At 48.7% G+C, this 24,529-nt stretch carries 23 protein-coding genes, 2 tRNA genes and 1 other RNA gene; 14 read left to right on the top strand and 12 right to left on the bottom strand.

The window, feature by feature from the left end:
- Positions 1–72 precede the first annotated feature (72 nt).
- Together RN22_RS10955 and RN22_RS10950 are read right to left on the bottom strand one after the other, a co-directional pair.
- Positions 73–157 (bottom strand) — tRNA-Tyr (locus RN22_RS10955).
- 66 nt (positions 158–223) lie between these two features.
- Positions 224–308, bottom strand: a tRNA-Tyr gene (locus RN22_RS10950).
- A 294-nt stretch (positions 309–602) separates the two neighbouring features.
- Between RN22_RS10950 and RN22_RS10945 the strand changes: the two genes are divergently transcribed.
- From RN22_RS10945 to RN22_RS10935, 3 genes are all read left to right on the top strand, one after another.
- Positions 603–1,670 carry an efflux RND transporter periplasmic adaptor subunit gene (locus tag RN22_RS10945; RefSeq protein WP_046304304.1) on the top strand — a complete coding sequence of 356 codons (1,068 nt, stop codon included), beginning with the start codon at positions 603–605 and terminating at the stop codon, positions 1,668–1,670.
- Positions 1,671–4,799, top strand: a complete 3,129-nt coding sequence (locus RN22_RS10940) for a multidrug efflux RND transporter permease subunit (protein ID WP_046304302.1) — start codon at positions 1,671–1,673, stop codon at positions 4,797–4,799.
- A 120-nt stretch (positions 4,800–4,919) separates the two neighbouring features.
- Positions 4,920–5,237, top strand: coding sequence for a DUF1244 domain-containing protein (locus RN22_RS10935; protein WP_002540963.1), 318 nt, complete (start codon positions 4,920–4,922; stop codon positions 5,235–5,237).
- A 40-nt stretch (positions 5,238–5,277) separates the two neighbouring features.
- Here RN22_RS10935 and RN22_RS10930 read toward each other — a convergent pair whose 3' ends face one another.
- Positions 5,278–5,784, bottom strand: coding sequence for a peptide-methionine (S)-S-oxide reductase (locus RN22_RS10930; RefSeq protein WP_046304301.1), 507 nt, complete (start codon positions 5,782–5,784; stop codon positions 5,278–5,280).
- 187 nt (positions 5,785–5,971) lie between these two features.
- Between RN22_RS10930 and RN22_RS10925 the strand changes: the two genes are divergently transcribed.
- Together RN22_RS10925 and RN22_RS10920 are read left to right on the top strand one after the other, a co-directional pair.
- Complete coding sequence (locus RN22_RS10925; protein ID WP_002540961.1) at positions 5,972–6,520, top strand: DUF2975 domain-containing protein; 549 nt, start codon at positions 5,972–5,974, stop codon at positions 6,518–6,520.
- 8 nt (positions 6,521–6,528) lie between these two features.
- A complete protein-coding gene (locus RN22_RS10920; RefSeq protein ID WP_039850349.1) occupies positions 6,529–6,753 on the top strand; it encodes a helix-turn-helix transcriptional regulator in 225 nt (74 codons plus the stop codon).
- A 74-nt stretch (positions 6,754–6,827) separates the two neighbouring features.
- Here RN22_RS10920 and queC read toward each other — a convergent pair whose 3' ends face one another.
- The 4 genes from queC to RN22_RS10895 all read right to left on the bottom strand — a co-directional run bounded on the left by queC (position 6,828) and on the right by RN22_RS10895 (position 10,297).
- Positions 6,828–7,514 (bottom strand): 7-cyano-7-deazaguanine synthase QueC, encoded by a 687-nt coding sequence (queC, locus tag RN22_RS10915; protein WP_046304300.1) that lies wholly within the window; start codon positions 7,512–7,514, stop codon positions 6,828–6,830.
- A 133-nt stretch (positions 7,515–7,647) separates the two neighbouring features.
- Complete coding sequence (locus RN22_RS10910; RefSeq protein ID WP_046304299.1) at positions 7,648–8,127, bottom strand: hypothetical protein; 480 nt, start codon at positions 8,125–8,127, stop codon at positions 7,648–7,650.
- A gap of 493 nt (positions 8,128–8,620) precedes the next feature.
- Positions 8,621–9,067 carry a GNAT family N-acetyltransferase gene (locus RN22_RS10900; protein ID WP_046304303.1) on the bottom strand — a complete coding sequence of 149 codons (447 nt, stop codon included), beginning with the start codon at positions 9,065–9,067 and terminating at the stop codon, positions 8,621–8,623.
- Between the two features lie 159 nt (positions 9,068–9,226).
- Entirely contained in the window at positions 9,227–10,297 is a 1,071-nt protein-coding gene (locus tag RN22_RS10895) for a PLP-dependent cysteine synthase family protein (protein WP_046304297.1), read from the bottom strand.
- Positions 10,298–10,491: 194 nt separating this feature from the next.
- Here RN22_RS10895 and RN22_RS10890 point away from each other — a divergent pair, with 194 nt between their 5' ends.
- The 4 genes from RN22_RS10890 to RN22_RS10875 all read left to right on the top strand — a co-directional run bounded on the left by RN22_RS10890 (position 10,492) and on the right by RN22_RS10875 (position 15,230).
- Positions 10,492–10,956: an Lrp/AsnC family transcriptional regulator gene (locus tag RN22_RS10890; RefSeq protein WP_039850363.1), complete on the top strand. Its 465-nt coding sequence runs from the start codon at positions 10,492–10,494 to the stop codon at positions 10,954–10,956.
- Between the two features lie 87 nt (positions 10,957–11,043).
- Complete coding sequence (locus RN22_RS10885) at positions 11,044–12,789, top strand: SmdA family multidrug ABC transporter permease/ATP-binding protein (protein ID WP_046304296.1); 1,746 nt, start codon at positions 11,044–11,046, stop codon at positions 12,787–12,789.
- Positions 12,786–14,573 carry an ABC transporter transmembrane domain-containing protein gene (locus RN22_RS10880; RefSeq protein WP_046304295.1) on the top strand — a complete coding sequence of 596 codons (1,788 nt, stop codon included), beginning with the start codon at positions 12,786–12,788 and terminating at the stop codon, positions 14,571–14,573. Before RN22_RS10885 ends, RN22_RS10880 begins: the two co-directional genes overlap by 4 nt.
- Before the next feature lie 33 nt (positions 14,574–14,606).
- Positions 14,607–15,230 (top strand): AraC family transcriptional regulator, encoded by a 624-nt coding sequence (locus RN22_RS10875; protein ID WP_046304294.1) that lies wholly within the window; start codon positions 14,607–14,609, stop codon positions 15,228–15,230.
- A 9-nt stretch (positions 15,231–15,239) separates the two neighbouring features.
- Here the strand turns inward: RN22_RS10875 and RN22_RS10870 are convergent, their stop codons facing one another.
- Positions 15,240–15,623, bottom strand: coding sequence for a VOC family protein (locus tag RN22_RS10870; RefSeq protein ID WP_046304293.1), 384 nt, complete (start codon positions 15,621–15,623; stop codon positions 15,240–15,242).
- A 289-nt stretch (positions 15,624–15,912) separates the two neighbouring features.
- Between RN22_RS10870 and RN22_RS10865 the strand changes: the two genes are divergently transcribed.
- Positions 15,913–16,836 (top strand): porin, encoded by a 924-nt coding sequence (locus RN22_RS10865; protein WP_002540946.1) that lies wholly within the window; start codon positions 15,913–15,915, stop codon positions 16,834–16,836.
- A gap of 63 nt (positions 16,837–16,899) precedes the next feature.
- On the opposite strand, the gene tesB is transcribed toward RN22_RS10865, so the two are convergent.
- Positions 16,900–17,766 (bottom strand): acyl-CoA thioesterase II, encoded by an 867-nt coding sequence (gene tesB / locus RN22_RS10860; RefSeq protein WP_046304292.1) that lies wholly within the window; start codon positions 17,764–17,766, stop codon positions 16,900–16,902.
- A gap of 278 nt (positions 17,767–18,044) precedes the next feature.
- Between tesB and RN22_RS10855 the strand changes: the two genes are divergently transcribed.
- Positions 18,045–18,464, top strand: coding sequence for a YbaY family lipoprotein (locus tag RN22_RS10855; protein ID WP_002540943.1), 420 nt, complete (start codon positions 18,045–18,047; stop codon positions 18,462–18,464).
- A 10-nt stretch (positions 18,465–18,474) separates the two neighbouring features.
- On the opposite strand, the gene RN22_RS10850 is transcribed toward RN22_RS10855, so the two are convergent.
- Positions 18,475–18,786 carry an MGMT family protein gene (locus RN22_RS10850; protein ID WP_002540942.1) on the bottom strand — a complete coding sequence of 104 codons (312 nt, stop codon included), beginning with the start codon at positions 18,784–18,786 and terminating at the stop codon, positions 18,475–18,477.
- 111 nt (positions 18,787–18,897) lie between these two features.
- Here RN22_RS10850 and RN22_RS10845 point away from each other — a divergent pair, with 111 nt between their 5' ends.
- From RN22_RS10845 to RN22_RS10840, 3 genes are all read left to right on the top strand, one after another.
- Positions 18,898–19,632 carry a hypothetical protein gene (locus RN22_RS10845; protein ID WP_002540941.1) on the top strand — a complete coding sequence of 245 codons (735 nt, stop codon included), beginning with the start codon at positions 18,898–18,900 and terminating at the stop codon, positions 19,630–19,632.
- Between the two features lie 136 nt (positions 19,633–19,768).
- Positions 19,769–19,865: signal recognition particle sRNA small type (ffs, locus tag RN22_RS24700), an RNA gene on the top strand.
- A gap of 107 nt (positions 19,866–19,972) precedes the next feature.
- Positions 19,973–20,824 (top strand): AbaSI family restriction endonuclease, encoded by an 852-nt coding sequence (locus RN22_RS10840; RefSeq protein ID WP_046304291.1) that lies wholly within the window; start codon positions 19,973–19,975, stop codon positions 20,822–20,824.
- Positions 20,825–20,947: 123 nt separating this feature from the next.
- Here the strand turns inward: RN22_RS10840 and RN22_RS10835 are convergent, their stop codons facing one another.
- Both RN22_RS10835 and RN22_RS10830 read right to left on the bottom strand, forming a co-directional pair.
- Positions 20,948–22,831 carry an acyltransferase family protein gene (locus RN22_RS10835; protein WP_046304290.1) on the bottom strand — a complete coding sequence of 628 codons (1,884 nt, stop codon included), beginning with the start codon at positions 22,829–22,831 and terminating at the stop codon, positions 20,948–20,950.
- 395 nt (positions 22,832–23,226) lie between these two features.
- Positions 23,227–24,207 carry a rhodanese-related sulfurtransferase gene (locus RN22_RS10830; protein ID WP_002540915.1) on the bottom strand — a complete coding sequence of 327 codons (981 nt, stop codon included), beginning with the start codon at positions 24,205–24,207 and terminating at the stop codon, positions 23,227–23,229.
- Between the last annotated feature and the right edge of the window lie 322 nt (positions 24,208–24,529).

Raw genomic sequence — 24,529 nt, 5'->3', positions numbered from 1 at the left:
TCCCACCACGAGTTATTCTGGTTGTGCGCTGCGTTGCGGAAATCAAATGAACATCGCGACGAAGCTGAAAGATGGTGGTGGGAGAAGGATTCGAACCTTCGAAGGCGGAGCCGTCAGATTTACAGTCTGATCCCTTTGGCCACTCGGGAATCCCACCACGAGTTATTCTAGTTGTATGCTGCACCGCGGAAATCAAGCGAACATCGCGATGAAGCGCAGTAAGTGGTGGTGGGAGAAGGATTCGAACCTTCGAAGGCGGAGCCGTCAGATTTACAGTCTGATCCCTTTGGCCACTCGGGAATCCCACCACGCTGTGCGGGGCGCATATTATCAAACGAAGCATGTCTGTAAAGCACTTTTCTCGAAAATGCTGTGCGTTTGCTGGTTTTTTCGGCGTTGAAACAATTGATTGACAGGAAACCGGGAATTTTACCGAGTTTTGGGAATCCAACAGGGGTTTTATGGGGTACTCAGATGGAATCTAGAGCGCCACTTTCCGCCGACTGCTGGCAGGTAAATCTTTTGTTGGATTTACATTTCTTTACCGCACACAGGATAGGCATAGAGTAGACTATCGCGAGATGTCATTTACGGTTAATAAAATGAAAAATAAAGTCCTTTTCGCCGCCGTTGTTGTACTTGGCGCTGCTGGCTTTTTTGCCTTGCAGGGTGAAAGTGAAGCCGCGGACAAACCTTCAGCGCGTCCTGCGAGACCTGCTATTGCTGTTGCTACTGCCCAAGTTGAATCGCGCCCGGTTGCGCGAAGCCTTTCTTTGATTGGTAACCTCAAGTCCGAAAACTCTGTCGTGATTGCCCCTGAAGTGGCAGGCAAGATTGAAGCGGTTTATGTGAAAGCCGGTCAACAAGTGAAAGAGGGTGATCCTCTGTTGACGTTGGACTCTGCCAAATCTGAAGCCGCTGTTGCAGAAGCGCAGGCATTCCATAAAGACGAACTGCGTAAACTCAATGAGTTCTCCAAACTTCATAAGCGTGGTGCGCTGACCAAAACAGAACTTGATGCCCAACAAGCCAGCGTCGATGTTGCCAAAGCCCGTTTGGATGCAGCGAAATCTGATCTGGATGACCGTTTCATCAAAGCGCCGTTCAATGGCACCGTCGGTTTGGTGGATATCACCCGCGGTCAGCTAGTGTCAGTGGGCGAATCACTGCTGCACCTCGACGACCTTTCCCAAATGCAATTGGACGTGAATGTGCCAGAGCAATACCTGTCTGAGCTCAGCAAAGACATCGATGTGGTGGCCAATTCCAAAGCGTGGCGAGGCAAAAACTTCGAAGGCAAGCTCACAGCCGTCGACTCCCGCGTGAACAATGACTCCTTGAATCTGCGTGCGCGTATCGACATCAACAATGACGATCGTCTGCTGCGTCCGGGCATGATGATGGAAGCGACCATGGGCTTTGCGCCAACGGTCAGCGCGGTGATTCCGGTGCAGGCTATTGAGTACTCAGGGACCAAGCGCTTTGTGTATCTGGTGGATGACAAAGGCATCGCGAACCGCACCGAAGTGAAACTTGGCGCGCGTATCGACAATCTGGTGACCGTCGAAAGTGGTCTCGAGATTGGCGATCGCATCGTCGTGCAGGGTCTGGTGAGCATGCGTGACGGCACCAAAGTGAACGATCTGACCGCGAAGGGTGAGGGCAAGTAAATGTGGCTCTCAGATGTCTCTGTTAAGCGACCCGTTGTCGCGATTGTTCTGAGCCTGCTGCTCCTCGTTTTCGGTATCGTATCCTTCAGCAAGCTTGCGGTCCGTGAATACCCGGATATCGACAGCCCGGTTGTGTCTGTGATGACCCGCTATGCAGGCGCGTCCGCCAGCATCATGGAAAGCCAGATCACCCAGGTGTTGGAAGATGAGCTTTCCGGTATCAGCGGTATTGAGGAAATTACCTCTGTCAGCCGCAATGGTATGTCGCGTATTACCGTCGAGTTCAACATCGACTGGAACCTGACCGAAGGGGTCAGTGATGTACGTGATGCAGTCGCCCGTGCACAGCGACGATTGCCGGATGAAGCCGACGAGCCAATTGTGTCCAAGTCCAATGGCTCCGGTGAAGCCTCCATTTATATTAACCTTGCCTCGCCGGAAATGGACCGTACTCAGCTCACCGAATACGCGCAGCGTGTGCTGGAAGACAAATTCAGCCTGCTGACGGGCGTGAGTTCGGTGGAACTTTACGGCGCGCTGTACAAAGTGATGTATGTGCGACTCGATCCGGTACTGATGGCAGGACGTGGTGTCACGACTTCTGACATCACTTCCGCGCTTCGCCGCGAAAACCTCGAAAGCCCGGGCGGTGAAATCCGTAACGATGTCACTAAGATGACGGTGCGTACCGAACGCATGTACCAGACACCGGAAGATTTCGATTATTTGGTGGTTCGCACAGCGAGCGACGGCAGCCCGATCTACCTTAAAGACGTTGCTGACGTTTATATTGGTTCCCAAAACGAAAACGCGACCTATAAAAACAACGGCGTGAACAACCTCAGTTTGGGTATTGTGCCGCAGTCTGATGCCAATCCGTTGAACGTGGCAATCGCGGTTCGCGAACTGGTGGATGAATTTCAGCCCTTCCTGCCAGAAGGCGCGAAACTTTGGGTCGATTATGACTCCACCGTATTTATCGAACGTTCGATTGATGAGGTCTACAGCACCCTGTTTGTCACCGGTGGACTGGTGATTCTGGTGCTGTATATCTTCATCGGACAGGTGCGGGCAACACTCATCCCCGCGGTAACTGTGCCGGTATCGCTGATTTCTGCCTTTATCGCTGCGTACTTCTTTGGCTTCTCCATCAACCTATTGACCCTGATGGCGCTGATTCTGGCGATCGGTCTGGTGGTGGATGACGCCATCGTGGTGGTCGAGAACATGTTCCACCACATTGAGAAAGGCGAAACCCCGCTGGTGGCGGCATTTAAAGGCACCCGTGAAGTGGGCTTTGCGGTGGTGGCGACCACAGCCGTTCTGGTGATGGTATTCCTACCCATTTCCTTTATGGAAGGCATGGTTGGCAAGCTGTTTACTGAGTTCTCTGTGCTGCTGGCGATGTCGGTGATTTTCTCCTCTATCGTCGCACTCACGTTAACCCCAGTGCTCGGCAGCAAAATTCTCAAGGCCAACGTAAAACGTGGCGCGTTCAACCGCATGGTCGATAACTTCTTTGAGAAGTTCGAGAACGGCTATCGCGCAGCGGTCACTGTGGCGGTGAAAGCACGCTTTGCAGCGCCACTCATCATTCTTGCCTGTATCGGCGGCAGTGCTTACCTGATGAAAAACCTGCCCGCGCAATTAGTGCCACAGGAAGACCGTGGCGTATTGATGGCTTTTGTAAAAGGCGCGGAAGGCACGGCGTACAACCGTATGGTCGGCAACATGGAAGAAGTAGAACGTCGCTTGATGCCTTTGGTTGATCAAGGTGTGCTTACCTCTATCAGCATGCAAGCGCCAGCGTTCGGAGGTATGGCCGGCGACCAGACAGGCTTCGTGATTATGCAGCTCGAAGACTGGAACAACCGCGATCAAACTGCAGCGCAGGTGTTAGGCGAAGTGCGTAAAGCACTGGGCGGTATTCCAGATATCTTCGTGCGTGCCTTTATGCCGGGTTTCCGTGGTGGTTCCAGTGAACCGGTACAGTTCATTCTTGGCGGCCCAGACTATCAAGAGCTGAACAAATGGGCTCAAGTACTCCTGGATGAAGCCAAAGCCAGTCCTATCCTTCAAGGTGCGGATCTGGATTACGCGGAAACCACTCCAGAGTTGGTGGTGAGCATTGACCGCAAGCGAGCGGCTGAGCTGGGTATCAGTGCAGATGAAGTGTCCAACACCATGGAAATCATGCTGGGTGGCAAGAGTGAAACCACTTTTGTGGACCGTGGTGAAGAGTTTGACGTTTACCTGCGCGGTGATGAAGCACGTTTCAACAGCAAAGACGACATCAGCCAAATCTACATGCGTACCCGCAACGGCGATCTGGTGAGTCTCGACACCCTTGCTGAAGTGGAAGAGGTCGCGTCAGCGCAAACCTTACGCCATTTCAACAAGCAAAAGTCGATCACCCTGAAAGCCAACCTTGGCGACGGTTACACCTTGGGTAATGCGCTAGATTTCCTTGATGCTAAAGCGATTGAGCTGCTGCCAGCAGATATCACAATCAGCTATGCGGGTGAATCGGCAGAGTTCAAAGATAACCAAAGCAGCATTCTGATCGTATTTGGTTTGGCTTTGCTGGTGGCTTACTTGGTTCTGGCTGCCCAGTTTGAAAGCTTCGTGAACCCGCTGGTGGTAATGCTGACAGTGCCGATGGGGATTTTCGGAGGTTTTGTTGGCCTGTGGCTAACCAGTCAGGGGCTCAACATCTACTCGCAAATCGGCATGATCATGTTGATTGGTATGGTGACCAAGAACGGTATTCTTATCGTCGAATTTGCCAACCAGCTCCGTGACCGTGGCGAACCGTTCGAGAAGGCGATCATTGATGCAGCGGTGCGTCGTCTGCGCCCAATCATGATGACTGCCTTTACCACCATTATTGGTGCTATTCCGCTGATTATCTCAACGGGCGCTGGCTACGAAAGCCGTGTGGCGGTTGGTACGGTGATTTTCGCCGGCATGACCTTCGCGACGACGGTAACTCTGTTCGTCATCCCAGCGATGTACCGACTGTTGTCTGTGAAGACGCACTCTCCGGGTTATGTAGAAGCGCAGCTCAATGCCGAGCTTGAGAAATTCAAGCCGCATCGCCCAGGTCATGGTGACTTTGAGCCGCATTGATGAAAACACAGGAAGAGCAGATCCTAGAATCCTGGGTCTGCTCTTTTGTTTTCCAGCGTCCGTTGGTATGTTTTACAACCATAGCCATCGAATAAATAACGAAGATAAAGGAAGCCAGTCATGTCGGATAAACTGACCCAAGAACAACAAGATCAGCTGGATGCAGCAACGTTTCGTCGTTTCCTGTCTCATCTGGATAATCACAAAGAAGTGCAGAACATCGATTTGATGATTCTGGCGGACTTCTGCCGTAACTGCTTGGGTAAATGGTACAAAGCCGAAGCCGATAATGCAGGCATTGAAGTGAGTGACGATGAAGCTCGCGAGCGCGTTTACGGCATGCCTTACAGTGAGTGGAAAGCGAACCACCAACTCCCGGCGACTGATGAGCAAATGGCGGCATTCAACGCACGTCAGAAAGCCAAAGAAGGCAAATAAGCCTCACATTGAGATAAAAAGCGCCGCAAGGGCGCTTTTTTTAAGCGGTCTCGCCGGAGAGGTAGGCGAACGCGTTTTGGCTTAGCAGCTGTGGATACAACTCTTTCAACACTTCCATTTTCGGTGCAATCACGCGACGACAAAAGGGCTTCGCGGGATTCCGCCAGAAGTAGTTTTGCTGGCGGGCTGGTGTCGGATAAAACGCCACCATAGTCGAAACCTTAGTCACCACCGGTTTTGCGTAATCTGACGCAGCATTTTCTAACGCCTCAGTGCACTGCGCTGTATGTCCCGTATTCGTTGGGTAAATGGCGCTTGGATAGCTTTCCCTGAATGAATGATTTGACGTGCAAGCGTGTGAGTCCAAATGCACTCGAATCACATCCTCCAACGAGATCTCTTCTTCATTGATACGGAAGAATACCGCCTCAACATGCTTCCGATCTTCCGTGACTAAAAATCCCTGTTCGACATTCGACACGCCTTTTAAGGCGTTGAAGATGGCTTCCATGCACCAGTAACAAGTACCACTGACAGCAAGATACATATCGCCTCCCATTGAACAAGATAGGTATAGAGTAGAACCGGAGATGAGGCGTTATTCTTTCATATGGTCTAATTCCCATCGTCACGTCATGGGGTTTTTCAATAATAAATTATCGTTTAACGATAATTTATTATTGATCTGTTTTGTTCTGATGGTATCTTAAGCCCATACCCGAGGAGAGAGTGCTATGCAGAAAATACAAACTTACAGTCGAAACATCAGAAGAGCGATCCAACTACTGATGTGCCTTTTGCCCTTAGGCGCTATCTACTACTGGATGACGGCTCAAACGGACATGGATTTTATTTCGCGGTTTGGGATTGTTGGTGATACGCGTGATATCAGTGCCTATACATCAGCACCGTTGACCTTAGAAACCCGTATTTTTGCTGTTCTTGCGAGTGCCTTGCCTATCGGTGTGTTGCTCTACGGTATGGCTCTGCTGGTAAAACTGTTTCGCCGCTATGAATCCGCTGAGATCTTCTCGGTAGATACCGCAAATTGCTACCGCCTGCTGGGGTTCACCTTTTTCTATTGGGTTCTGGCAAATCTGGTTTTTGGTGGGTTGATATCCGTTATCCTCAGCTTCAATAATCCGCCAGGCGAGCGTGTGCTTTCTCTCTCTTTGGGAAGTGTAGATATTGTTACTGTGCTCTGTGGCTTTATGATACTGACAGTTGGCTGGGTTATGCGTGAGGCACAAATCATCGCCGAAGAACACCAGCACACGATTTAGGGAAAGTTATGGGAATTACAATCGACCTGGACGTTATGATGGCCAGGCGCAAAATGAGGCTCAAAGAACTATCAAAATTGGTGGGTGTGACGGAGCAGAATCTTTCAATACTGAAAAACGGAAAAGCAAAGGCAGTACGGTTTAGTACGCTGGAGAAGATCTGTGAGGTTTTGGAATGTCAGCCAGGGGATATATTGATCTACGCTGCTGACAAAGCTGCGGAATCTGAATAGACGCGGAATTTGAACAGAAAAGAGGGCTCAAGTGAGCCCTCTTTGCTTTAGATAGATATCCCGATTAAGGGCAATCAGACACTTTTGCTGTCCAGCGACGCCATCACGTTCTCTTTGTCTTCCAGGTAGCTGTCCAGACCTTTCTGGCGAAGGTCACAAGCAGGGCAATCGCCACAACCTTTGCCAATCACGCCGTTGTAGCAGGTCAGGGTGTGGTCGCGTACAAACTCCAGCTTGCCGTATTTATCCGCCAGTGCCCAGGTCTCTGCTTTGTTCAGCCACATCAGCGGCGTGCGGATTTCGAGCTCACGATCCATCCCCAAGACAAGCGACTTATTCATTGCCTGCACAAAGTCATTGCGGCAATCCGGGTAGCCAGAGAAGTCTGTTTCACACACACCGGTGATCACGGTTTGTGCGCCCAACTGGTAAGCGTAAATGCCTGCCAGTGTCAGGAACAGAATGTTACGACCTGGTACAAAAGAATTTGGCAGGCCATTTTCCTGAAGCTCGTGAGAAACCGGAATGTTGTCACGGGTCAGCGAACTGATCGCCAGTTCGTTCAGCAGGCCAACGTCCATCACTTTGCGCGAAGTGGCACCCAGCGCGCTCGCAACATCACGCGCGACGTCGATTTCCTGCTTGTGGCGTTGGTTGTAGTCGAAGGTAATACAATGCACTTCGTCAAACTCAGACAACGCTTGGATCAGGCAGGTGGTTGAATCCTGTCCGCCACTAAAGACGACAACAGCTTTTTTCATGGCTACATCCTTTACCGGAATTTTGTTCTTGGGTGGGGAGTTTAGCTTAAGTTAGGTGGGAGCTCTATCTACGAATTTTATGTGTAAAAAAGAAAGGACCAGCAAGCTGGCCCTTTCTAAATCAATTGTACTTTTAAGCGTAGTTTTGCTTGAACTCTTGATCTGTGTAAGAAATCAATTCGGTTTTTACTTTTCGCTTTAGTTCTTTGTGTTTACTTGAAGTGTTAACCGTAAAACTGTTGTATTTAACCCCTGCCCAAGCGTAAACCGGAAATGCAACTTGTAAGTTTAACTTGATAGATCTATCAAATATCTCAAATAAACGACGTTTTGCGTCGTCATCCAAATTCGATAAGAAACCTATACTTTTAGTTTTGTTATCTTCTGATCTGGATTTTGCTGCTTTGGCTACTTTTAGTATGAGGAAGACATCGAGAGAGTCTTCAAATGCGTGGCTTGCCATAAACTTGGCACCACTGCTGACGCTTTCATCTCTAAGGAAATCTATTACCAAAGGCAGAATAACTTTACGTCTGTAGTAAACTGCGTAGCAGTAGTTGACGATGAGTGCAGTTACTATAAACAGAATTAGTAAAGGAATAACAGTGTTCATTGTTCTCTACTCCCCGTTTCCGTTAGCGAGGTTTGGTCTCTGACTTTGAGCATTTAGCTTTTTACTTTCCAAGCTTAGTCGAAGCCTTTCCTTAACCAGTGCATTGTCTTCTTTTTTTATTGCAATGAAATGATTTAGAAGTATTTTCAAAGGGATAGAACATACCAGCGAGAGGTATCCGATACTAGCGACAGTCGGGTTTCTGTCATACATTTCCATTGCAGACAACATTAGCAGCTGAACTACCTCTGAAACCTCGGTTGTCGGGATAAACTCTTTTAAATTCATGTATTCATCTTGCTGTATATGCTCGGGCGCGGATTCTATCAGACAATCCCTTTAGATCAATAGCTAACCCCCTGTTTTATATGATTTACCCTACAATTTCATGTCTCTACTTTATATGCAATAAGATTTTTAATAAAAATGGTTGCAAGGCTCACTTTTACAAGTGCTTAAATTGAAAATCCTCTTGATTTTCAACAGTTTCTATTTAACTGAGGCGGCAGAAGTAGTGAAAGTAGGTCTCATCCTTAACGTAACCCAATGACTCATAAAGCCTTTGTGCGCCAGTGTTATCCGGTGCAGTTTCAAGCGCCAACCCATTCGCCCCTGTTTCAATCGCTAATGCTTTAGCAGCGCCTAACAGGGCTTGTCCTATGCCTTTACCGCGTTGGGAGTCCAGCACAAACAGGTCATTCAGAATCCAGCTTTTAGTCGCGGAGACCGATGAGAAAGTGGGGTATAGCTGAGTGAATCCGACAGCATGTCCGGCTTCATCTCTGGCAACAAAAATGGTTGAATCCCGGTTTTCAAGGCGGGAATGAATGAAGCTGCACGCGAGGTCGATGTCACTATTTTTGCCATAGAACATACGGTAGAGGTTAAAAAGATAGGCGACGGCATTAACGTCTTCGAGTGTTGCTTTGGAGATGGTCATAACAAAAGTGTTTGTGGTGGAATCAGCGTGCCAGAATGGCATGTGGAATCGATGAGGGTCAGTACATTTACATCTTTGTTGAATGGCTTTCGAGAGAGATCCCGCGCAGTTGAAAAATGAAAGCGCACCGAGGTGCGCTCTCATCAATGCGTATTTCAATTACCCAAACTTTTTCAGATATTCCAGCGTCGGTGCAATATCACCAATGTTTGCGTTCACCCACTCTTCATTGAAATAGGTATCTAAGTAACGTTCGCCGCTGTCGCAAAGCAGGGTGACGATAGACCCTTTTTCCCCGCGTGATTGCATCTCTTCCGCCAGCATCAATGCGCCATAAAGGTTGGTGCCAGTTGATGCCCCCGCTTTGCGGCCAAGAATGTTCTCCAGCCAGTGCACCGTGCCGACGCTGTCTGCGTCTTTGATGGTTTCCATACGGTCAATCACGCCCGGGATAAAGCTTGGCTCAACGCGAGGGCGGCCGATGCCTTCGATTTTTCCGCCGCGATCCAAAGTCAGTGACTGGTCACCGGTTTTATAAAAATCATGGAAAACCGAGTTTTCTGGGTCAACCGCCATCAATTGTGTGTGTTGGCAACGGTAGCGGATGAAACGGCCGATGGTGGCTGAAGTACCGCCGGTGCCCGGGCTCATCACAATCCAGTTTGGCACAGGGTAACGCTCGTACTTCATCTGACTGAAAATGCTGTTGGCGATGTTGTTGTTACTGCGCCAGTCGGTGGCACGCTCAGCGTAGGTGAATTGGTCCATATAATGGCCATTCAGTTCCTGCGCAAGGCGGCGTGATTCTGCGTAAATTTCGTCAGAGCGATCCACAAAGTGGGCTTCACCGCCGTAGAACTGAATTTGCTCGATTTTTCTTTTCGCTGTTGTTCTTGGAACAACAGCGATAAAACGAAGGCCAAGCAAGCGGGCGAAGTAAGCCTCAGAGATCGCGGTGCTGCCAGAAGACGATTCAATGATCGTGGTGTCTTCTTTAATCCAACCGTTACACAGCGCGTAAAGAAAAAGGGAACGTGCTAGGCGGTGTTTCAGGCTCCCTGTCGGATGGGTGCTTTCATCTTTCAGGTAGATATCGATCTCTGGGAAGTACGGCAGATCCAGTTTGATAAGGTGGGTATCCGCTGAGCGTTGGAAGTCCGCTTCGATTTTACGAATTGCGTCGCAAACCCAGTGTGAGGAATTAGCAGGAACGTTTACTTCAGTCATCATTGGCTTACTTCATAATAATCAAGGTTATACCAACAATATAATCCTAGATGCGAAGTAAAGTTTTGCCATTTTTCGTCTAAATGTCGCTCGTTATGGAAATTCATTCTATTATTGGCGTCGAAAAAGAAAATATTTCTCTCCACTGTCTTGAGAGGGGATTTTTCGCCTCTTATCGCGGAAATGGTAAAGCAGTCATGACAATTTCACTGGATAATGTAGATCGCCAATTGTTAGATTGGTTACAACGCGACGCGTCATTGTCGCTGTCAGATCTGGCCGAACGGGTAAACCTCACTACCACGCCTTGTTGGAAACGTCTCAAACGTCTCGAAGAAAGTGGCATCTTGCAAAAGCGTGTCGCCCTTTTAGACCCCGAAGCGTTAGGGCTCTCGTTCACGGCTTTTGTCCAAATTAAAACCTCAAACCACTCTGAAACCTGGTACCGCAAGTTTGTGGATGTCGTTACCCCCTTTGCTGAAGTGATGGAATGCTATCGCATGGCGGGAGAATACGACTACATGTTAAAGGTGCAGGTGGCAGACATGGCGGCGTTTGACCGCTTCTATAAAAAGCTGGTGAACAGTATTGATGGCCTGACCAATGTCACGTCGACATTCGCGATGGAGCCTTTGAAATACACCACCGCGTTACCGCTCTAAAAAGACTCAGCATACAAAAGCTTGAGCAATAAAAGTCAGGCAAGTCAGAGACCTGAAAAGTAAGTTGGCTCGCGCAGGGGAGGATGAATGCGCATATTTTTGGAACTCGGGTGGTTTTTCCGAATGGCGTGGAAACGCTATGTCGGCGCCATTGTACTCTTATTTTTCGTCGCCGGTTTTGAACTGATCCCGCCGAAAGCCATTGGTTGGCTGGTGGACGGTGTCATGGCAGGCGATATCAGCAAAAACCAGATGTTTATCGCGCTTGGGGCGATTGTTGCGCTCTGGGTCGTGGTGTATTTCATGCGCGTTGTCTGGCGCGTGTGGCTGTTTGGCGCTGCGGCGCAGCTCGGCACCGTGCTTCGTGACAAGCTTTATCAGCACTTTACCCGCCATGCGCCACGTTTTTTTGAGCGCTACCGCACGGGCGATTTGATGGCGCGCTCCACCAATGATGTGAAGGCTGTTGTGATGACGGCGGGTGAGGGCGTATTGACGCTGGCAGACTCGTTGATCATGGGGGTTGCGGTGTTGATTGTCATGACCACCACCATCAGCTGGGAACTGACCCTGTTGGCGCTGGCACCCATGCCAGTGATGGCGATTATGGTGAACCGCTTCGGTAAACAGCTCCATCATAGATTTGGCGCCTCACAGGCGGCATTTTCATCGCTGTCGGAAGAAACCCAATCGTCGCTCAATGGCATTCGGATGATCCGCGCGTTTGGGTTGGAGTCTCAGCAGGTTGACCGCTTTAATGCGGTGGCGGATGACACGGGCGAAAAGAACATGGCCGTAGCAAAAGTCGATGCCATGTTTGACCCAGTCATTTTCCTGACTATCGGCACCTCGTTTTTCTGCTCGATTGCAGGCGGTGGTTACATGGTGGCAAATGGCACCCTAACCTTGGGCGAGCTGACCGCATTTACCCTTTATCAAGGCTTGATGATCTGGCCGATGCTGGCCGTTGCCTGGCTGTTTAATATCATCGAACGTGGTTCGGCTGCGTGGAAACGTATTAAAGAGTTGCTGGAAGAAAAGCCGGATTTGGTAGACGGCGATAAAGCCTTACCAGCAGAACGTGAAACCCTTTCTATTGCGATTGACCAATTCACTTGGCGCGGTCATGACATTCCAGCGCTTCGCGATGTGAATGTTGAATTGGCACCCGGAAGAATGCTGGGTGTGGCGGGGCCAGTGGGCAGTGGTAAAACCACCATTTTGTCTTTGATGCTGCGCTTGGAAGACCCTGTTCAGGGTCGCGTCAGCTATGGCGGCACAGACCTTCGCGATTTCAAGCTGGGCGAGTGGCGCGGCAAGCTGGCTGTTGTTACGCAAGAGCCGTTTTTGTTCTCCCGCAGCATTGCCGACAACATTGCTCTCGGTAAGCCGGATGCAACACGTGAAGAAATCCGTGAAGCGGCGAAGCTGGCTTGTATTGATGAAGACATCATGCAGTTCCCGGAAGGCTACGAAACGCTGGTGGGAGAAAAGGGTATTACGCTTTCCGGTGGTCAAAAACAGCGGATCTCCATTGCCCGTGCTTTGCTGCTGGATGCGGAAATTCTGGTACTGGACGATGCCCTGTCAGCGGTGGATGGCCGCACTGAGCACCACATCCTGAAAAACCTTCATGACCGCGCACAGCACCAGACCACCGTGGTGATTGCACACCGTTTGTCGGCGTTGGAATCGGCCGATGAAATCATCGTGTTGCAAAAAGGGCATATTGAAGAGCGTGGCACGCACAAAGCCTTGGTGAATGCCAACGGCTGGTATGCCGAAATGCAGCGTTATCAGCAACTCGAACAAGCACTGGAGGAGGCGCTATGAGTAAACGTGAAACCCTAAAACGCCTTCTGAGTTATCTGCTCAATGACAAAGCCGGTTTTGCGGTGGCAGCTATTTTCCTGCTGTTTGCAGTGGTGGCTGATGTCAGCGGCCCGTGGTTGATTCGAATCTTCCTCGATGACTATGTCGCTCAGGATTACTATCCACCGAATGTACTTTGGGGATTGGCCTTGGCCTATATTGCGGTCACGGTACTCTCAGGTCTGTTGCACTACGCCTATGGCATCCGGTTTAGCCGTATCGCGATTGAAATCGTCCAAACTATTCGCAAACGTGTTTATGCCAGCATCATCAACCAGCCTTTGTCGGCGTTTGATTATGTGCCAGCAGGTAAATTGGTCTCGCGCGTCACCAACGATACCGAATCGCTGAAAGAGCTTTACGTGCAAGTGGTCGCGAGTTTCCTGCAAGCGACAGCGCTGATCATCGCCATGCTGACGGCCATGTACTTATTGAGCCCGACACTCACGGTTGTGGTGGCGATTCTTATCCCTTCTGTCGTTTTGGTGATGTATTACTACCAACGCCGCTCGTCTCCCGCTTACCGTGACTCGCGTGACTTGCTGACCGACATTAACAGTGTGATGAGTGAGTCGATTCAGGGGATGAGCCTGATTCAGTTGATGGGGCAGGAGCAGCGTTTTTCAGAGCGCTTTGCTGATTTAACTGAGCAACACTTCAACACCGAAGTTCGCATCGTGAAAATCAACGGCATTTACCTGCGCCCGCTGATTGATTTGATGTCTGGTGTGGCACTTATCTCGCTGGCTGCGCTGTTTGGCTGGCACGGCAATGAGTTGATTGGTGTGGGCGTGCTTTACGCCTTTATCAGCTATTTGGGGCGTGTCACTGAGCCGCTGATAGAACTGATGCAGCGTTTGTCCTTGTTGCAGCAGGCTATTATGGCGGGTGAGCGTTTGTTCGAGCTGATGGATGCTAAACAGCATGTTTATGGTGATGATGACCGTGCCATTGAATCCGGCACCATTGATATCGAAGGGCTGAACTTCAGTTACGACAGTAAAACTCAGGTGCTGACCGATGTGAATGTCTCGGTCAAAGAGGGCGGCTTCTTAGCCTTGGTTGGTCATACCGGCAGCGGTAAGAGTACGCTCGCTTCCTTGTTGATGGGCTTTTATCCGGTACAAAAGGGTACATTGAAACTTGGTGGCAGAGAACTCTCGACCCTGACCCAAAACGCGCTCCGCTCTGGCATTGCCATGGTGCAACAAGACCCGCATGTGCTGTCTGATACCTTCCGAGCCAACGTGAGCCTTGGCCGTGATATTTCAGATGAAGCGATTTGGCAGGCGTTGGAACAGGTCGATATGGCGGACTATGTGAAGCACTTGCCGTCGGGTTTGGATACTGCGATTGGCACTGGTGATATTACGCTTTCTGCGGGTCAGAAGCAGTTGCTGGCGCTGGCGCGCGTGTTGGTGGATAAGCCGCGTATCCTGATTTTGGATGAAGCGACCGCCAACATCGACTCCGGCACTGAAGAGCGTGTGCAGCAAGCGCTGGCAGCACTGCGAAATACCATGACCATTGTGGTGATTGCGCACCGTCTTTCTACCATAGCTGATGCGGACAACATTCTGGTGTTGCATCGTGGTCACGTGGAAGAGCAGGGTAACCATCAGCAGCTTTTGGCGAACAAAGGCCGCTACTGGCAGATGTATGAGCTACAGCAGACCCGAGCACACCTGGAAGAGCTGGAGCAAATTGCCTGCGGTGAGACAGAAACGCACGAGGGTATTGCCTAAGCTAAAGGCTGTTCAACACCGGGCGGGGAGAGCATGGAAAGCATCATCGATATCTGGACATCTAATCCGACAGAAAAAGGGACTGCCTATGTAGTGCCTGATGGCTGCCGTGATGTGATTGTGACAGAAATCGAGGGTGTGCAGCAGGTGCATGTCTCCCCGCTGTTTGATACTACCCTTGCTGTTGAAATAACGCCCAAAGTAAAAATGACAGGCTACCGCTTAGCGCCGGGAACATGGGTGAATGAAAGCCAATTGATGGCCGCCATTGGAAAAGACACCCATGATCTTTTCGATAAGATTGCTGCCTTTTCACGTCGCTGTAGCAATGTCGATGAAGCGCTTTTCAGCCTAGGCGAGCGGTTGGGCTCTGTGGCTGATATTGCGCGCTCGCTTGGTGTCAGTGAGAGAACCTTGCAAAGGCACCTTCTCAAACGGAGCGGTAAGTCGCCTTTGTTCTGGGTTCAATTGGCAAGGGCAAGACAAAGTGCCCGTGCCATTGCCGAAGGTGCACCCTTGATTGATACTGCCTTTGATTTTGGCTACGCCGATCAGGCGCACTTCAGCCGCGAAATTAAACGCTGGTTTGGTGTGACACCAAGTGAATTAAAGCTCAGAAAAGATCTTACCGAACAGCTTTACGTTCCCGGTTATTGAGGGCCAAGGTTAGCCTGCCACAGCGGTACAAATCTCTACCAAAAACCCATTCAAATCGCGTACGTAAGCGGTGGTTTGTCCCCAGGGCATTTCTTCAACATTCTGCACCAATTCCGCCCCTGCTTTCAGCGCATTGGAAAGGTTTCCCGCCACATCATCGGTTTCAAAGGCGATTTCAAAGTTGGGTGAGTGCGGGTTTCCAGAACTTGGGTGCTTGCCGAGCGAAGTCATCAGCGCTAGTGATGAGAAAGAGAGTTTGGTGTCGCCGGTGTTCAGCTCGCCATAATCGCCGCTTTCATGCAGAAAGGCGCGTTCCAGCCCGAAAGCCTGTTCGTAGAACGCCAATGTTTGTTCAACGTTTTCCACGTACATAATCGTGTATCTAAACTTCATTATTCCCTCTCCTTGTTGATGTTTTGTCCATTCTGGCTCTTGGTGGAAAAGGAGTCTTGAAGATTTCCGACAGCCTAAAGCGAAAGATATGCCTCGTAACTTTCTGTGTGATGAATATCCCGAGATTACAAGGTGTTGAGAGGTCAGTCGACAGTCATCATTTGGTCATTCCGGTGGAACATAAACGTCACCCGACAGAAACCGAACTGTCATTTTTCAGCCCTACCTTAGCCCCCGCTTTTTCTTTATTGGGCAAGAAAGCCCCCCAAATACAATAAGGTAGTAAGAAATGAAAAACGCAGCGTTAACCTCTGCAATGCTTATCGCACTCGCTTCAACTTCCTCTTTCGCGGCGACGGTCTACGACAGCGAAGGGACATCCCTGAAAGTCGGTGGCCGTGCTGAAGCGCGCTTCAACGTGTCTGACAACAACGAGAGCGACACCAACAGCTCTTTTGAAGATAAATCCCGTGCGCGCTTTAACCTGAAAGGCAAAACGGAAATCTCAGAAGGTCTCTACGGTTTCGGTAAATACGAAGCTGAGTTCAGCGGTGGCGATAGCCTGAAGAACCGCTACATCTTCGCTGGTTTCGGCACATCAGCGGGTGAGTTTTCTTACGGTAAGCAAGATTCTGCACAGGTTCAGCTGACTGACATTACCGATGTGATGGCGACCTTTGGTGGTGACGCGGCAGACTTGGTTTCAGGCAACAAAGACAAGCGTGAAAACAACTTCCTGTACGCTGGCGAGTTTGACGCGCTGTCTATTCAAGCCAACTACATTGCAGCCGACGAGAAAGATGCAGACAGCTACGGCATCTCTGCGCTGTATAGCTTTGGTGTAGTCAGCCTTGGTGCAGGTTACGTCTCTCAGGATGCAGGCACTGACAGCGATGACCAAGTCAACCTGGCGGCTGAATACTCGCAAAACGGCTTTACGCTGGGCGCACTTTACACCGCTGGTTCAAAAGGCAATCAGGACTACACCGGTTATGAAGTGGCAGCTCAATACAAAGCGACTAAGCAACTGGCGCTGGTGGCGGTATACAACTTTGGTGAGTACGACGACACCAATACCGAAGAAGCCAACAACTTTGCTGCAGAAGCGGTTTACAAATTCAACGGCAACTTCCGCGCTTACGCAGGCTACAAATTCGAAGGCCTTGATGGTAAAGATGACCAACTGCAAGCAGGCATGCGTTACGACTTCTAAGTTAATCGCGTGAAAACAGAAAAGGCCAGCTTCGCGCTGGCCTTTGTTCGTTTTAAGCCCCGATTAAGCTCTGGGATTCTTCCGCATCAAACCTTCCTGAATTGCAGAAGCAACCAGTTCGCCTTTCTGGTTGTAAATCTCGCCACGCACCAAACCGCGTGAACCGCTGGCTGATGGGCTATCAATCGCAAACAGCAGCCATTCATCCATACGGAATTCACGGTGGAACCACATCGCATGGTCGATGGTGGCGACTTTCAGCCCCGGTGTCATTAGGGTCACGCCATGAGGTTGCAGTGCGGTGACCAAGAAGCCCCAGTCCGACGCGTATGCCAGCAGATACTGGTGGACGCGCGGGTCGTCGACCATCTTGCCGTTGGTGCGGATCCAAAGGTATTGCTTGGCTTCCTGCTTTTCAGGGGCAAGTGGGTTCACCACCACAGCGGGGCGAACTTCAATCGGGCGGTCGCCACCAAAGGTTTCAATCACCTTTTTCGGTAGGTGCTGGGCGATTGAGTCGACCAGTTGTTTTTCTGACATCAAGCCTTCCGGCCCTGGAACCTGCGGCATGGTGAACTGGTGCTCAAGCCCTGGTTCATTCTTATGATAAGAAGCGGTCAGGTAGAAAATCGGTTTTCCGTATTGCACTGCTTTCACGCGGCGGGTGCTGAAGCTCTGACCATCACGCAAATTTTCTACGTCATAGACGATAGGCTTTTCTGGGTCGCCGGGGCGAAGGAAGTAGCTGTGGAAGGAATGCACAAAACGGTCGCTCTCGACAGTCCCTTTGGCGGCAGAAAGTGCCTGACCAATCACCTGACCGCCATAAACCTGAGGCAAGCCAAGGTTCTCGCTCTGTCCACGATAAAGCCCTTCTTCAATCTGCTCGAGCTTAAGCAAAGCCAGCAGTTCTTCCAATTTCGTACTCATAATTCCTCTTTAAGCCAGTCTGACATCATATTGTTGTTTGTTTTGACAGAAAAATGACAGATCGCTCTCATCATGTCGTTTATTTCGAACTTATTCAGCATGTATGCTCTCTAACCTTGCGAGGTGGCATACATTACTCTGCCTCACGCGACAACCAGTGGATGTTGAAAGGTGTGATCTCAAATCCACATTTTTCCAATGGTTGAATATGCAACGGTGATAAACTTGTTGTTGGTTTTATCAGTATTTTAGACGCTTGCGTCACTTGGAGTTTTACCATGAAGAAGGCCTTTTTTGGATTTTTTGCTGCGTTGATGGCACTCGCATTCACCGCATGTACTGACATTATTAAGGACCAAGACATGGCAACAGTGACAGGTGAAGTTTACTACTTGCAGCGTATTGCCCTGCCGGATAACGCCAAACTGACGGTAACTCTGGCGGATGTGTCATTAGCTGATGCGCCAATGGACGTGATCAGCAGCCAGTCCTACATGACAGAAGGGCGTCAGGTTCCGCTGCCATTCTCGCTGACTTACTCACCTTCAGAGATTAAACCGGGCCACACCTACAACGTGAGTGCACGCATTGAAGTCGATGGCCAGTTAATGTTTATCAGCGACACCGCCACCCACGTGATTAATGACCCTGCCAAGACACAGAACGTGGAAATTCAGGTGGTCAGCGCCATTCGATAACGCTAGGCACCTAGGCTGGTTCTCCATCCCATCTGAAACGGCGCAATGATACTGCGCCGTTTTCTTTGACTTCTACCCCATCATCCAACAGCTTCTCACGCTGTCTGACAAAGCTCTCTCCCTTGAGCGAAATCATCCCACTGGAGTTGATCACACGAAACCAAGGCAGCTTGGAATCCTTCGGCAGTGAGCCAAGAAGCTTGCCGACATGGCGCGCGTGACGGGGAAACCCTGCTAATTTTGCGACATCACCGTAAGTTGTTACTTTTCCTGGGGGTATTTGGATAAGTACTGCATAGATTTGGTCATCAAAATTGGGCATATTGAAACTGACGGAGAAATTATAATTAGAAACATCATACCTCACCTGAATACAAATACATCAAAGAAGGAACGAGGTATCACTGTCGGCATGAAGCGCAGGAGGTGCTAAATGTGGTATGCGACGACACTAATGGTGACAGCAGCAGTCATGGTCATGGGTGCTGCACTTTCTTCTGCCTTTGCTGAAGGCGATATCCCTCTGCTTGCTTTCGCGATCCCCGCTCTCTTTTTTGCTGGTTCCGGCGGTATCGCTGTATGGATTCTTGCACTTGGCTTGATTGGCTTTGGCGCCATGATGCCTTATCAACCTGTTGCGATTTCACTCAGCCTTTGGATGATCCTTCCTGCTCTGGTGCTCATCACCGGGGAGCGTCGTAACTGGCAGGTCTCCTTGCTGGTTATCTCAGTTGTTATCGCCATGGAATGCGGCGTGCTCGCGCTGCAAGGGGATGAGAAACTCGGCGGCGCTATCAGCTACACCCTGATGCAGATCTTCTGCGTCATCATGGTTTGGGTCGCGACCTACTTCTGGAAGCCAGTGAAGAAAATTAGCTGGTGGCCTGTGGCGCTGATTGTCGCCCTACTGGCAGGCGGACAAACCCAAGGTGCCATGTTCGCCTTCTGCGGCAGTATGCTGGTGCTGGCGCTCCAGGAACTCCAACGCATCGGTGGTGAACAGCGCGGCGATAAACTCTGCGTGATTCTGCCAGCCATTGCCTTTGCCACTATCGTCGTCTTCCCACAATTCTCAGTGCCAAACCCGGTGTTTGTCGCCTGGTTGTTGTCTCTGACCATTGCTTGGCTTGGCGATTACCTTCTCCACACAGAAAACGAAGAAGAGTAGGGCGGGTAAATTCTCACCACTTGGTTGCTGAAAGCCAGATAACCCCTTGCATTGGGCGTAGCCATCCCACATAATGCGCTCGAACCAACGGTTTCTTTCTCAAGAGATTTTTGGTGTATCAAATCTATGGAGGCCCCCTTGGTCCTCCCGCAACACTAACTTGTGTACTGGGTCAGGTCCGGAAGGAAGCAGCCCGCGCTTGGGACGTGTGTGCCGGGATGTGGCTGAGGGGGCTTCCACCCATCTAGCGTTCTGAAAATTCCCCTTCATCTCGAATAACTTGTTTCGCAATCCGACATTCCTTGGGATCGTGTCATTTCGCACGTAAACACTACCCAAAATGAAAACGCTTCACCTTACCCGTCAGTTACAACGTTGTACCCACAAACGCTTCGAGCTTTATGCCATTTCCCGCATCATCCATAAAGTTGATGATCTGGATGTAAAATTCATCACCCAACAGTATGTTTCAAGACCAGATGGCTTTGCGCTGACCGATCTCTATCTGCCACAGTTACAGCTTCATGTTGAGATTGATGAAGGCTTTCACAAGCAGCAAATCGATGCCGACAAAATCCGCGAGTTGGATATTGTTACCGCGACTCAGCATGAGGTTCACCGCATTGATGCTTCGGCCTCGATTGAGCAAATCAACCAACAGGTTGATGAGTTAGTCGCGCTAATCAAAGCCAAAATCGAACTGCAAAAAGCGGAAGGGGTATTCGCACCTTGGAACCCCGAAGTTGAGCATTCTATTGAGCGCTTTAAAGCGCTGGGTTATGTCGATCTAAAAGATGATGTGGCATTCAGAACCAGCGTCGAAGTGTGCAACCTTTTCGGTCATAACTATGCCGGATTCCAGCGGTCGACGGCATCCGTTCCAGGATATCCAAAGTACAAACTTTGGTTCCCGAAGCTGTACCCGAACGGAGAGTGGTACAACGAACTCAGTCAGGATGGCAAAGAAATCCATGAATACAACATTGAGTCGATGGAAAAGCGTGCGACTGCGATAGAAAAAAGCCTCACTCAAGATACGACCATGGTTGTATTTGCCCGAGTACGTAATGAAGTGGGGCAAACCATGTACCGCTTCCGCGGCTTGTTTGTGCAGGACTTTGAGAAAACCTCTGTAGAGGCGGGGTCTTATTGGAAACGTGTGGCGGAGAGGATTGCTTTTAAGGTTGCGTGAAAAAATTATGAGTAAGGACGCTCTGAAAGGACTGAGTTAAGTTGATCTTGCCCCAAAGTGTGATAGAGCAATAAAAAAGAGGCTGATGATCAGCCTCTAGTTCTTTGGTGTTTACAACGAGGTTTATGGTAAATCAAAAGGGATAAGATCAACCAGTAACCTAGCACCGACAACAGATGGGTGATCCTCATCAAAGTAGAGAGCTTTCCCATCCTTTACAGCGAAACAATCTTCTTCATTACAAAATGCGTTTCGAGGGTTTAAGAAAATCACATTGTCGGGATAATTTTTTTCTTTGAAATGGTTAATGATTATTTTATTTCTATTCTTATAAAAATCTAAACTTGCTCCAGATATATTTTCATATCCATAGTTATTTAACCATGATTTTGCCAATAGTTTGCCTATTGGTTTCTTTATTTCTGGAATAGGAAGATATACATAAACCTTATCTTTGCTATTCGCCAAGTCTTTAATGGCATTATCAATCGAGCTTAATATATCTTCATGCTTATCACTTAAAGTGCCAATTTCTGGATAAATAGATTCATGCCCACCTAAAAGAGCTGCCGAGTATCTATGGTTAAATACAACATTTTTTATATGGTTGTCATTGATAATATGATGTACTGATTCATTATACCATTTAGAACATCTAGAGTAGTCGTCACTCTGAGTGTAAGATGGAATACAACCAGAAAAACTAAAATGCTTTAGTCCTTTCTGATATTCTTTTAATTTCTCAGCAAGGGCATAAGCTATCTCAACAGTATGGCTATCTCCCAGTATGGCCCATTGAACACTGTCTTTAAAATACTCGCATGATAACTCTGGTTTTTGATATTTCTCTATGTGACATGTTTCTCGATAAGGGCTAGGTTTTGCATTACTAGCAATCACTTTAAAGTCTTCTGGCATTCGATGTTCAAAGCCATTGTAAACGAATGAGATACTAGAAACTGCCCCTAAAAAAATAGCCATATAAACAGGTTTAACTCTAAAGAAATCCCTCCAAAGAATAAATGATTTAAATTTAAATCCTTCAATAAATCTAAAGCTTAAAAAACCTAAAATGACAGACAGTGGTAATCCATATAAAGCCCAGTTCTGTAGATCAAAATAGTAGCCTAAGACAACTATTGGCCAGTGCCATAAATAGATCGAATATGACCATTTACCTAAGTATTGAAAGAGAGCGTTCTTTGTTATGAAACTAGATTGTTGATTTGAAACAATTACTAGATATGCACCAAGAACAGGAAGCAAAGCAAAGTGGCCAGGCCATGGTATATCACTAGACACAAAAGCATACGAACTCAAGATTAAAGCTAAGCCTATAATCTCTGTAAGTTTCTTTTTACTTCCAGATAAACTCCAAGGATAAAGAAAAGCCACGCCACCCATCATCATTTCCCACGCTCTTGTTGGGAGAAGATAGTACGCTGGATTTGGCCACTTCATTGTTGCTACAACACTTAGACAAAAACCTAAAACTGTTCCAATTACAATTAATCGCTTTGAGTTTTCTAGAGATAAATACTTTTTAAGTGCAACCAATACGATTGGATAAAGAATATAGAACTGCCATTCAACAGATAATGACCATGTATGCAATAACCATTTTTCATGCGATGCAGCGTCAAAGTATCCTGACTCCCTCCAATAAATTACATTGGAAACAAAGCCCACACTACTAGCAACATGCTTACTCAACGCTTTGTAATCTAAAGGTGTGAGATAAAACCATCCGTAAAGCAAAAGCACTAGGCATAAAACAGCAAGAGCAGGAATTATGCGATTCGCACGAGCTACGTAAAATTTAAAGAGATTGAAACTATCGTTCTCTAACCCTCTAAAAATTATCCCCGTCATTAAAAAACCAGAGATAACAAAAAACACGTCAACACCTGCAAACCCACCGGGAACCCAAGCAGGGTTGAAGTGGAACAGAACAACGGCTATCACTGCTATTGCTCTCAATCCATTAATGTCATACCTAAAATTCATCACTATCACTCAAAATTCAAACTGCGGGTATTATAAAGGCAAGACAAGGAAAGGGATTATAGGGTTAATGAGAAATTGATGTCCATTATAGTAAATAGCCGACTAGCATCTCAAAACGCCCACTTGACGCACTTAAATCGCTCTAGGAGCATATCTTAGCACTTACTCTTAACCTGACTTACCAAGAATCGGGCTGTAGTTTTGTGACAGAGCCAAGCATTATAGAGTGCGAATTTTGAATATATGGTATCCCAGTGAAAAAATATGTGAAAAGCTCGTTTAAGAGTATCTTCATTGTTCTAAGAAGCTTTTACCCAAACCAGCTTCGGACGAACAGCAAAAAATCCCCTCGCGTTTCCGCTGAGGGGATTTTAGTTTGGGGCAATCAAACAGCCTTACTTTGCTTTTCGCTGCTCTGCCTTCTTCGCCAGCTTTTCATTTCTTCGCTGGGTAATGATTTGGTCAGCTTCGCCGCCTACATGAATTTCGCCGCGCGCCCTTGAGAGCTGCACTTGCTTTTCACGTTCACGGAAACGGGCTTTTTGCTCGTCGGTGTGTTTGTCGATGCACTTAGGGCAGCTGACGCCTTGCTCGAACGCTTCAGACTGCATGTCTTCTTCGGTGATAGGCAAGCGGCAGGCGTTACACATGGCGTAACCGCTCTTTTCGAGCTGATGGTTTACTGCCACTCGGCCATCAAATACATAGCAATCGCCTTCCCAAAGGCTCTCTTCCTGCGGCACTTCTTCCAGATATTTCAGAATGCCGCCTTCCAGGTGGTAAACCTCTTCAAAGCCTTGCTCTTTCATATATGCAGTCGATTTCTCACAGCGAATCCCGCCTGTACAGAACATAGCGACTTTCTTGTGTTTGGCTGGGTCCATATTTTGGGCGACGTATTCCGGAAACTCGCGGAATGTGTCGGTTTTTGGGTTCACCGCATTCTTGAAGGTGCCGATTTCGATTTCGTAATCGTTGCGGGTATCCACCACAAACACTTCGGGGTCGGAAATCAGTTCGTTCCAGTCTTCAGGTTTCACATAGGTGCCGACCACATGGCGTGGGTCGATGCCTTCTACACCCAAGGTGACGATCTCTTTCTTAAGTTTCACTTTAGTGCGGTTGAATGGCTGGTTTTCGTCGAATGACTCTTTATAGACGGTATCAGCAAGGCGAGGGTCTTTCTTAAGCCATGCCAACAGGGTGTCGATACCTTCGCGCGTGGAGGCGACGGTGCCGTTAATCCCTTCGTTCGCCAGCAGCAAGGTGCCGCGAATGTCATTTTTCTCCATTAACGCCTTCAATGGCTCACGGAGTTCCACATAATCTTCAAGGCGCACAAATTTGTAGAGTGCGCATACAACGTATTGATTCATTTTATCTTCCATTTAGCGAGCTGGAGCGTAAATCCAGAGCTTCCTTAGTTGAGCTGTTGAAGTATAGCGAAGCAAGATAAGGCTAAATACGGATAGAAAGTGTGGTTACAGGTTTACGCCCATTTATGCTCTCTGTGTTGCGGATAGCCACAGAAATTCCTGATGTGGAATACAGACAAGACAAAATCGGGCGTGGCGCATTGCTATTGTGTTGAGTCTTATACCCAAACAATCTGAAGATGCGCGGTTCAGCGAGTTTGACTGGTGTTGTGATCGCGGCGTCCCTTTGCAGGTGTAGTCATCTCCATCAAAAAGGGACAAC

It is taken from the genome of Grimontia sp. AD028, from assembly GCF_000973155.1.
Classification (GTDB): domain Bacteria; phylum Pseudomonadota; class Gammaproteobacteria; order Enterobacterales; family Vibrionaceae; genus Enterovibrio; species Enterovibrio indicus.
The sequence above is the reverse complement of the archived record's forward strand: the minus strand, read 5'-3'. Positions and strand labels throughout refer to the sequence as shown.

Excerpts from the sequence above, each read along its gene's own strand:
- RN22_RS10925 (WP_002540961.1), top strand. The coding sequence starts at position 5,972 with ATGCAGAAAATACAAACTTACAGTCGAAACATCAGAAGAGCGATCCAA.
- RN22_RS10880 (WP_046304295.1), top strand. The coding sequence starts at position 12,786 with ATGAGTAAACGTGAAACCCTAAAACGCCTTCTGAGTTATCTGCTCAAT.
- RN22_RS10885 (WP_046304296.1), top strand. The coding sequence starts at position 11,044 with ATGCGCATATTTTTGGAACTCGGGTGGTTTTTCCGAATGGCGTGGAAA.
- queC (WP_046304300.1), bottom strand. The coding sequence starts at position 7,514 with ATGAAAAAAGCTGTTGTCGTCTTTAGTGGCGGACAGGATTCAACCACC.
- RN22_RS10840 (WP_046304291.1), top strand. The coding sequence starts at position 19,973 with ATGAAAACGCTTCACCTTACCCGTCAGTTACAACGTTGTACCCACAAA.
- tesB (WP_046304292.1), bottom strand. The coding sequence starts at position 17,766 with ATGAGTACGAAATTGGAAGAACTGCTGGCTTTGCTTAAGCTCGAGCAG.
- RN22_RS10900 (WP_046304303.1), bottom strand. The coding sequence starts at position 9,067 with ATGACCATCTCCAAAGCAACACTCGAAGACGTTAATGCCGTCGCCTAT.
- RN22_RS10845 (WP_002540941.1), top strand. The coding sequence starts at position 18,898 with ATGTGGTATGCGACGACACTAATGGTGACAGCAGCAGTCATGGTCATG.
- RN22_RS10895 (WP_046304297.1), bottom strand. The coding sequence starts at position 10,297 with ATGATGACTGAAGTAAACGTTCCTGCTAATTCCTCACACTGGGTTTGC.
- RN22_RS10890 (WP_039850363.1), top strand. The coding sequence starts at position 10,492 with ATGACAATTTCACTGGATAATGTAGATCGCCAATTGTTAGATTGGTTA.
- RN22_RS10835 (WP_046304290.1), bottom strand. The coding sequence starts at position 22,831 with ATGAATTTTAGGTATGACATTAATGGATTGAGAGCAATAGCAGTGATA.
- RN22_RS10850 (WP_002540942.1), bottom strand. The coding sequence starts at position 18,786 with ATGCCCAATTTTGATGACCAAATCTATGCAGTACTTATCCAAATACCC.
- RN22_RS10935 (WP_002540963.1), top strand. The coding sequence starts at position 4,920 with ATGTCGGATAAACTGACCCAAGAACAACAAGATCAGCTGGATGCAGCA.
- RN22_RS10870 (WP_046304293.1), bottom strand. The coding sequence starts at position 15,623 with ATGAAGTTTAGATACACGATTATGTACGTGGAAAACGTTGAACAAACA.
- RN22_RS10930 (WP_046304301.1), bottom strand. The coding sequence starts at position 5,784 with ATGTATCTTGCTGTCAGTGGTACTTGTTACTGGTGCATGGAAGCCATC.
- RN22_RS10865 (WP_002540946.1), top strand. The coding sequence starts at position 15,913 with ATGAAAAACGCAGCGTTAACCTCTGCAATGCTTATCGCACTCGCTTCA.
- RN22_RS10920 (WP_039850349.1), top strand. The coding sequence starts at position 6,529 with ATGGGAATTACAATCGACCTGGACGTTATGATGGCCAGGCGCAAAATG.
- RN22_RS10830 (WP_002540915.1), bottom strand. The coding sequence starts at position 24,207 with ATGAATCAATACGTTGTATGCGCACTCTACAAATTTGTGCGCCTTGAA.
- RN22_RS10910 (WP_046304299.1), bottom strand. The coding sequence starts at position 8,127 with ATGAACACTGTTATTCCTTTACTAATTCTGTTTATAGTAACTGCACTC.
- RN22_RS10855 (WP_002540943.1), top strand. The coding sequence starts at position 18,045 with ATGAAGAAGGCCTTTTTTGGATTTTTTGCTGCGTTGATGGCACTCGCA.
- RN22_RS10945 (WP_046304304.1), top strand. The coding sequence starts at position 603 with ATGAAAAATAAAGTCCTTTTCGCCGCCGTTGTTGTACTTGGCGCTGCT.
- RN22_RS10875 (WP_046304294.1), top strand. The coding sequence starts at position 14,607 with ATGGAAAGCATCATCGATATCTGGACATCTAATCCGACAGAAAAAGGG.
- RN22_RS10940 (WP_046304302.1), top strand. The coding sequence starts at position 1,671 with ATGTGGCTCTCAGATGTCTCTGTTAAGCGACCCGTTGTCGCGATTGTT.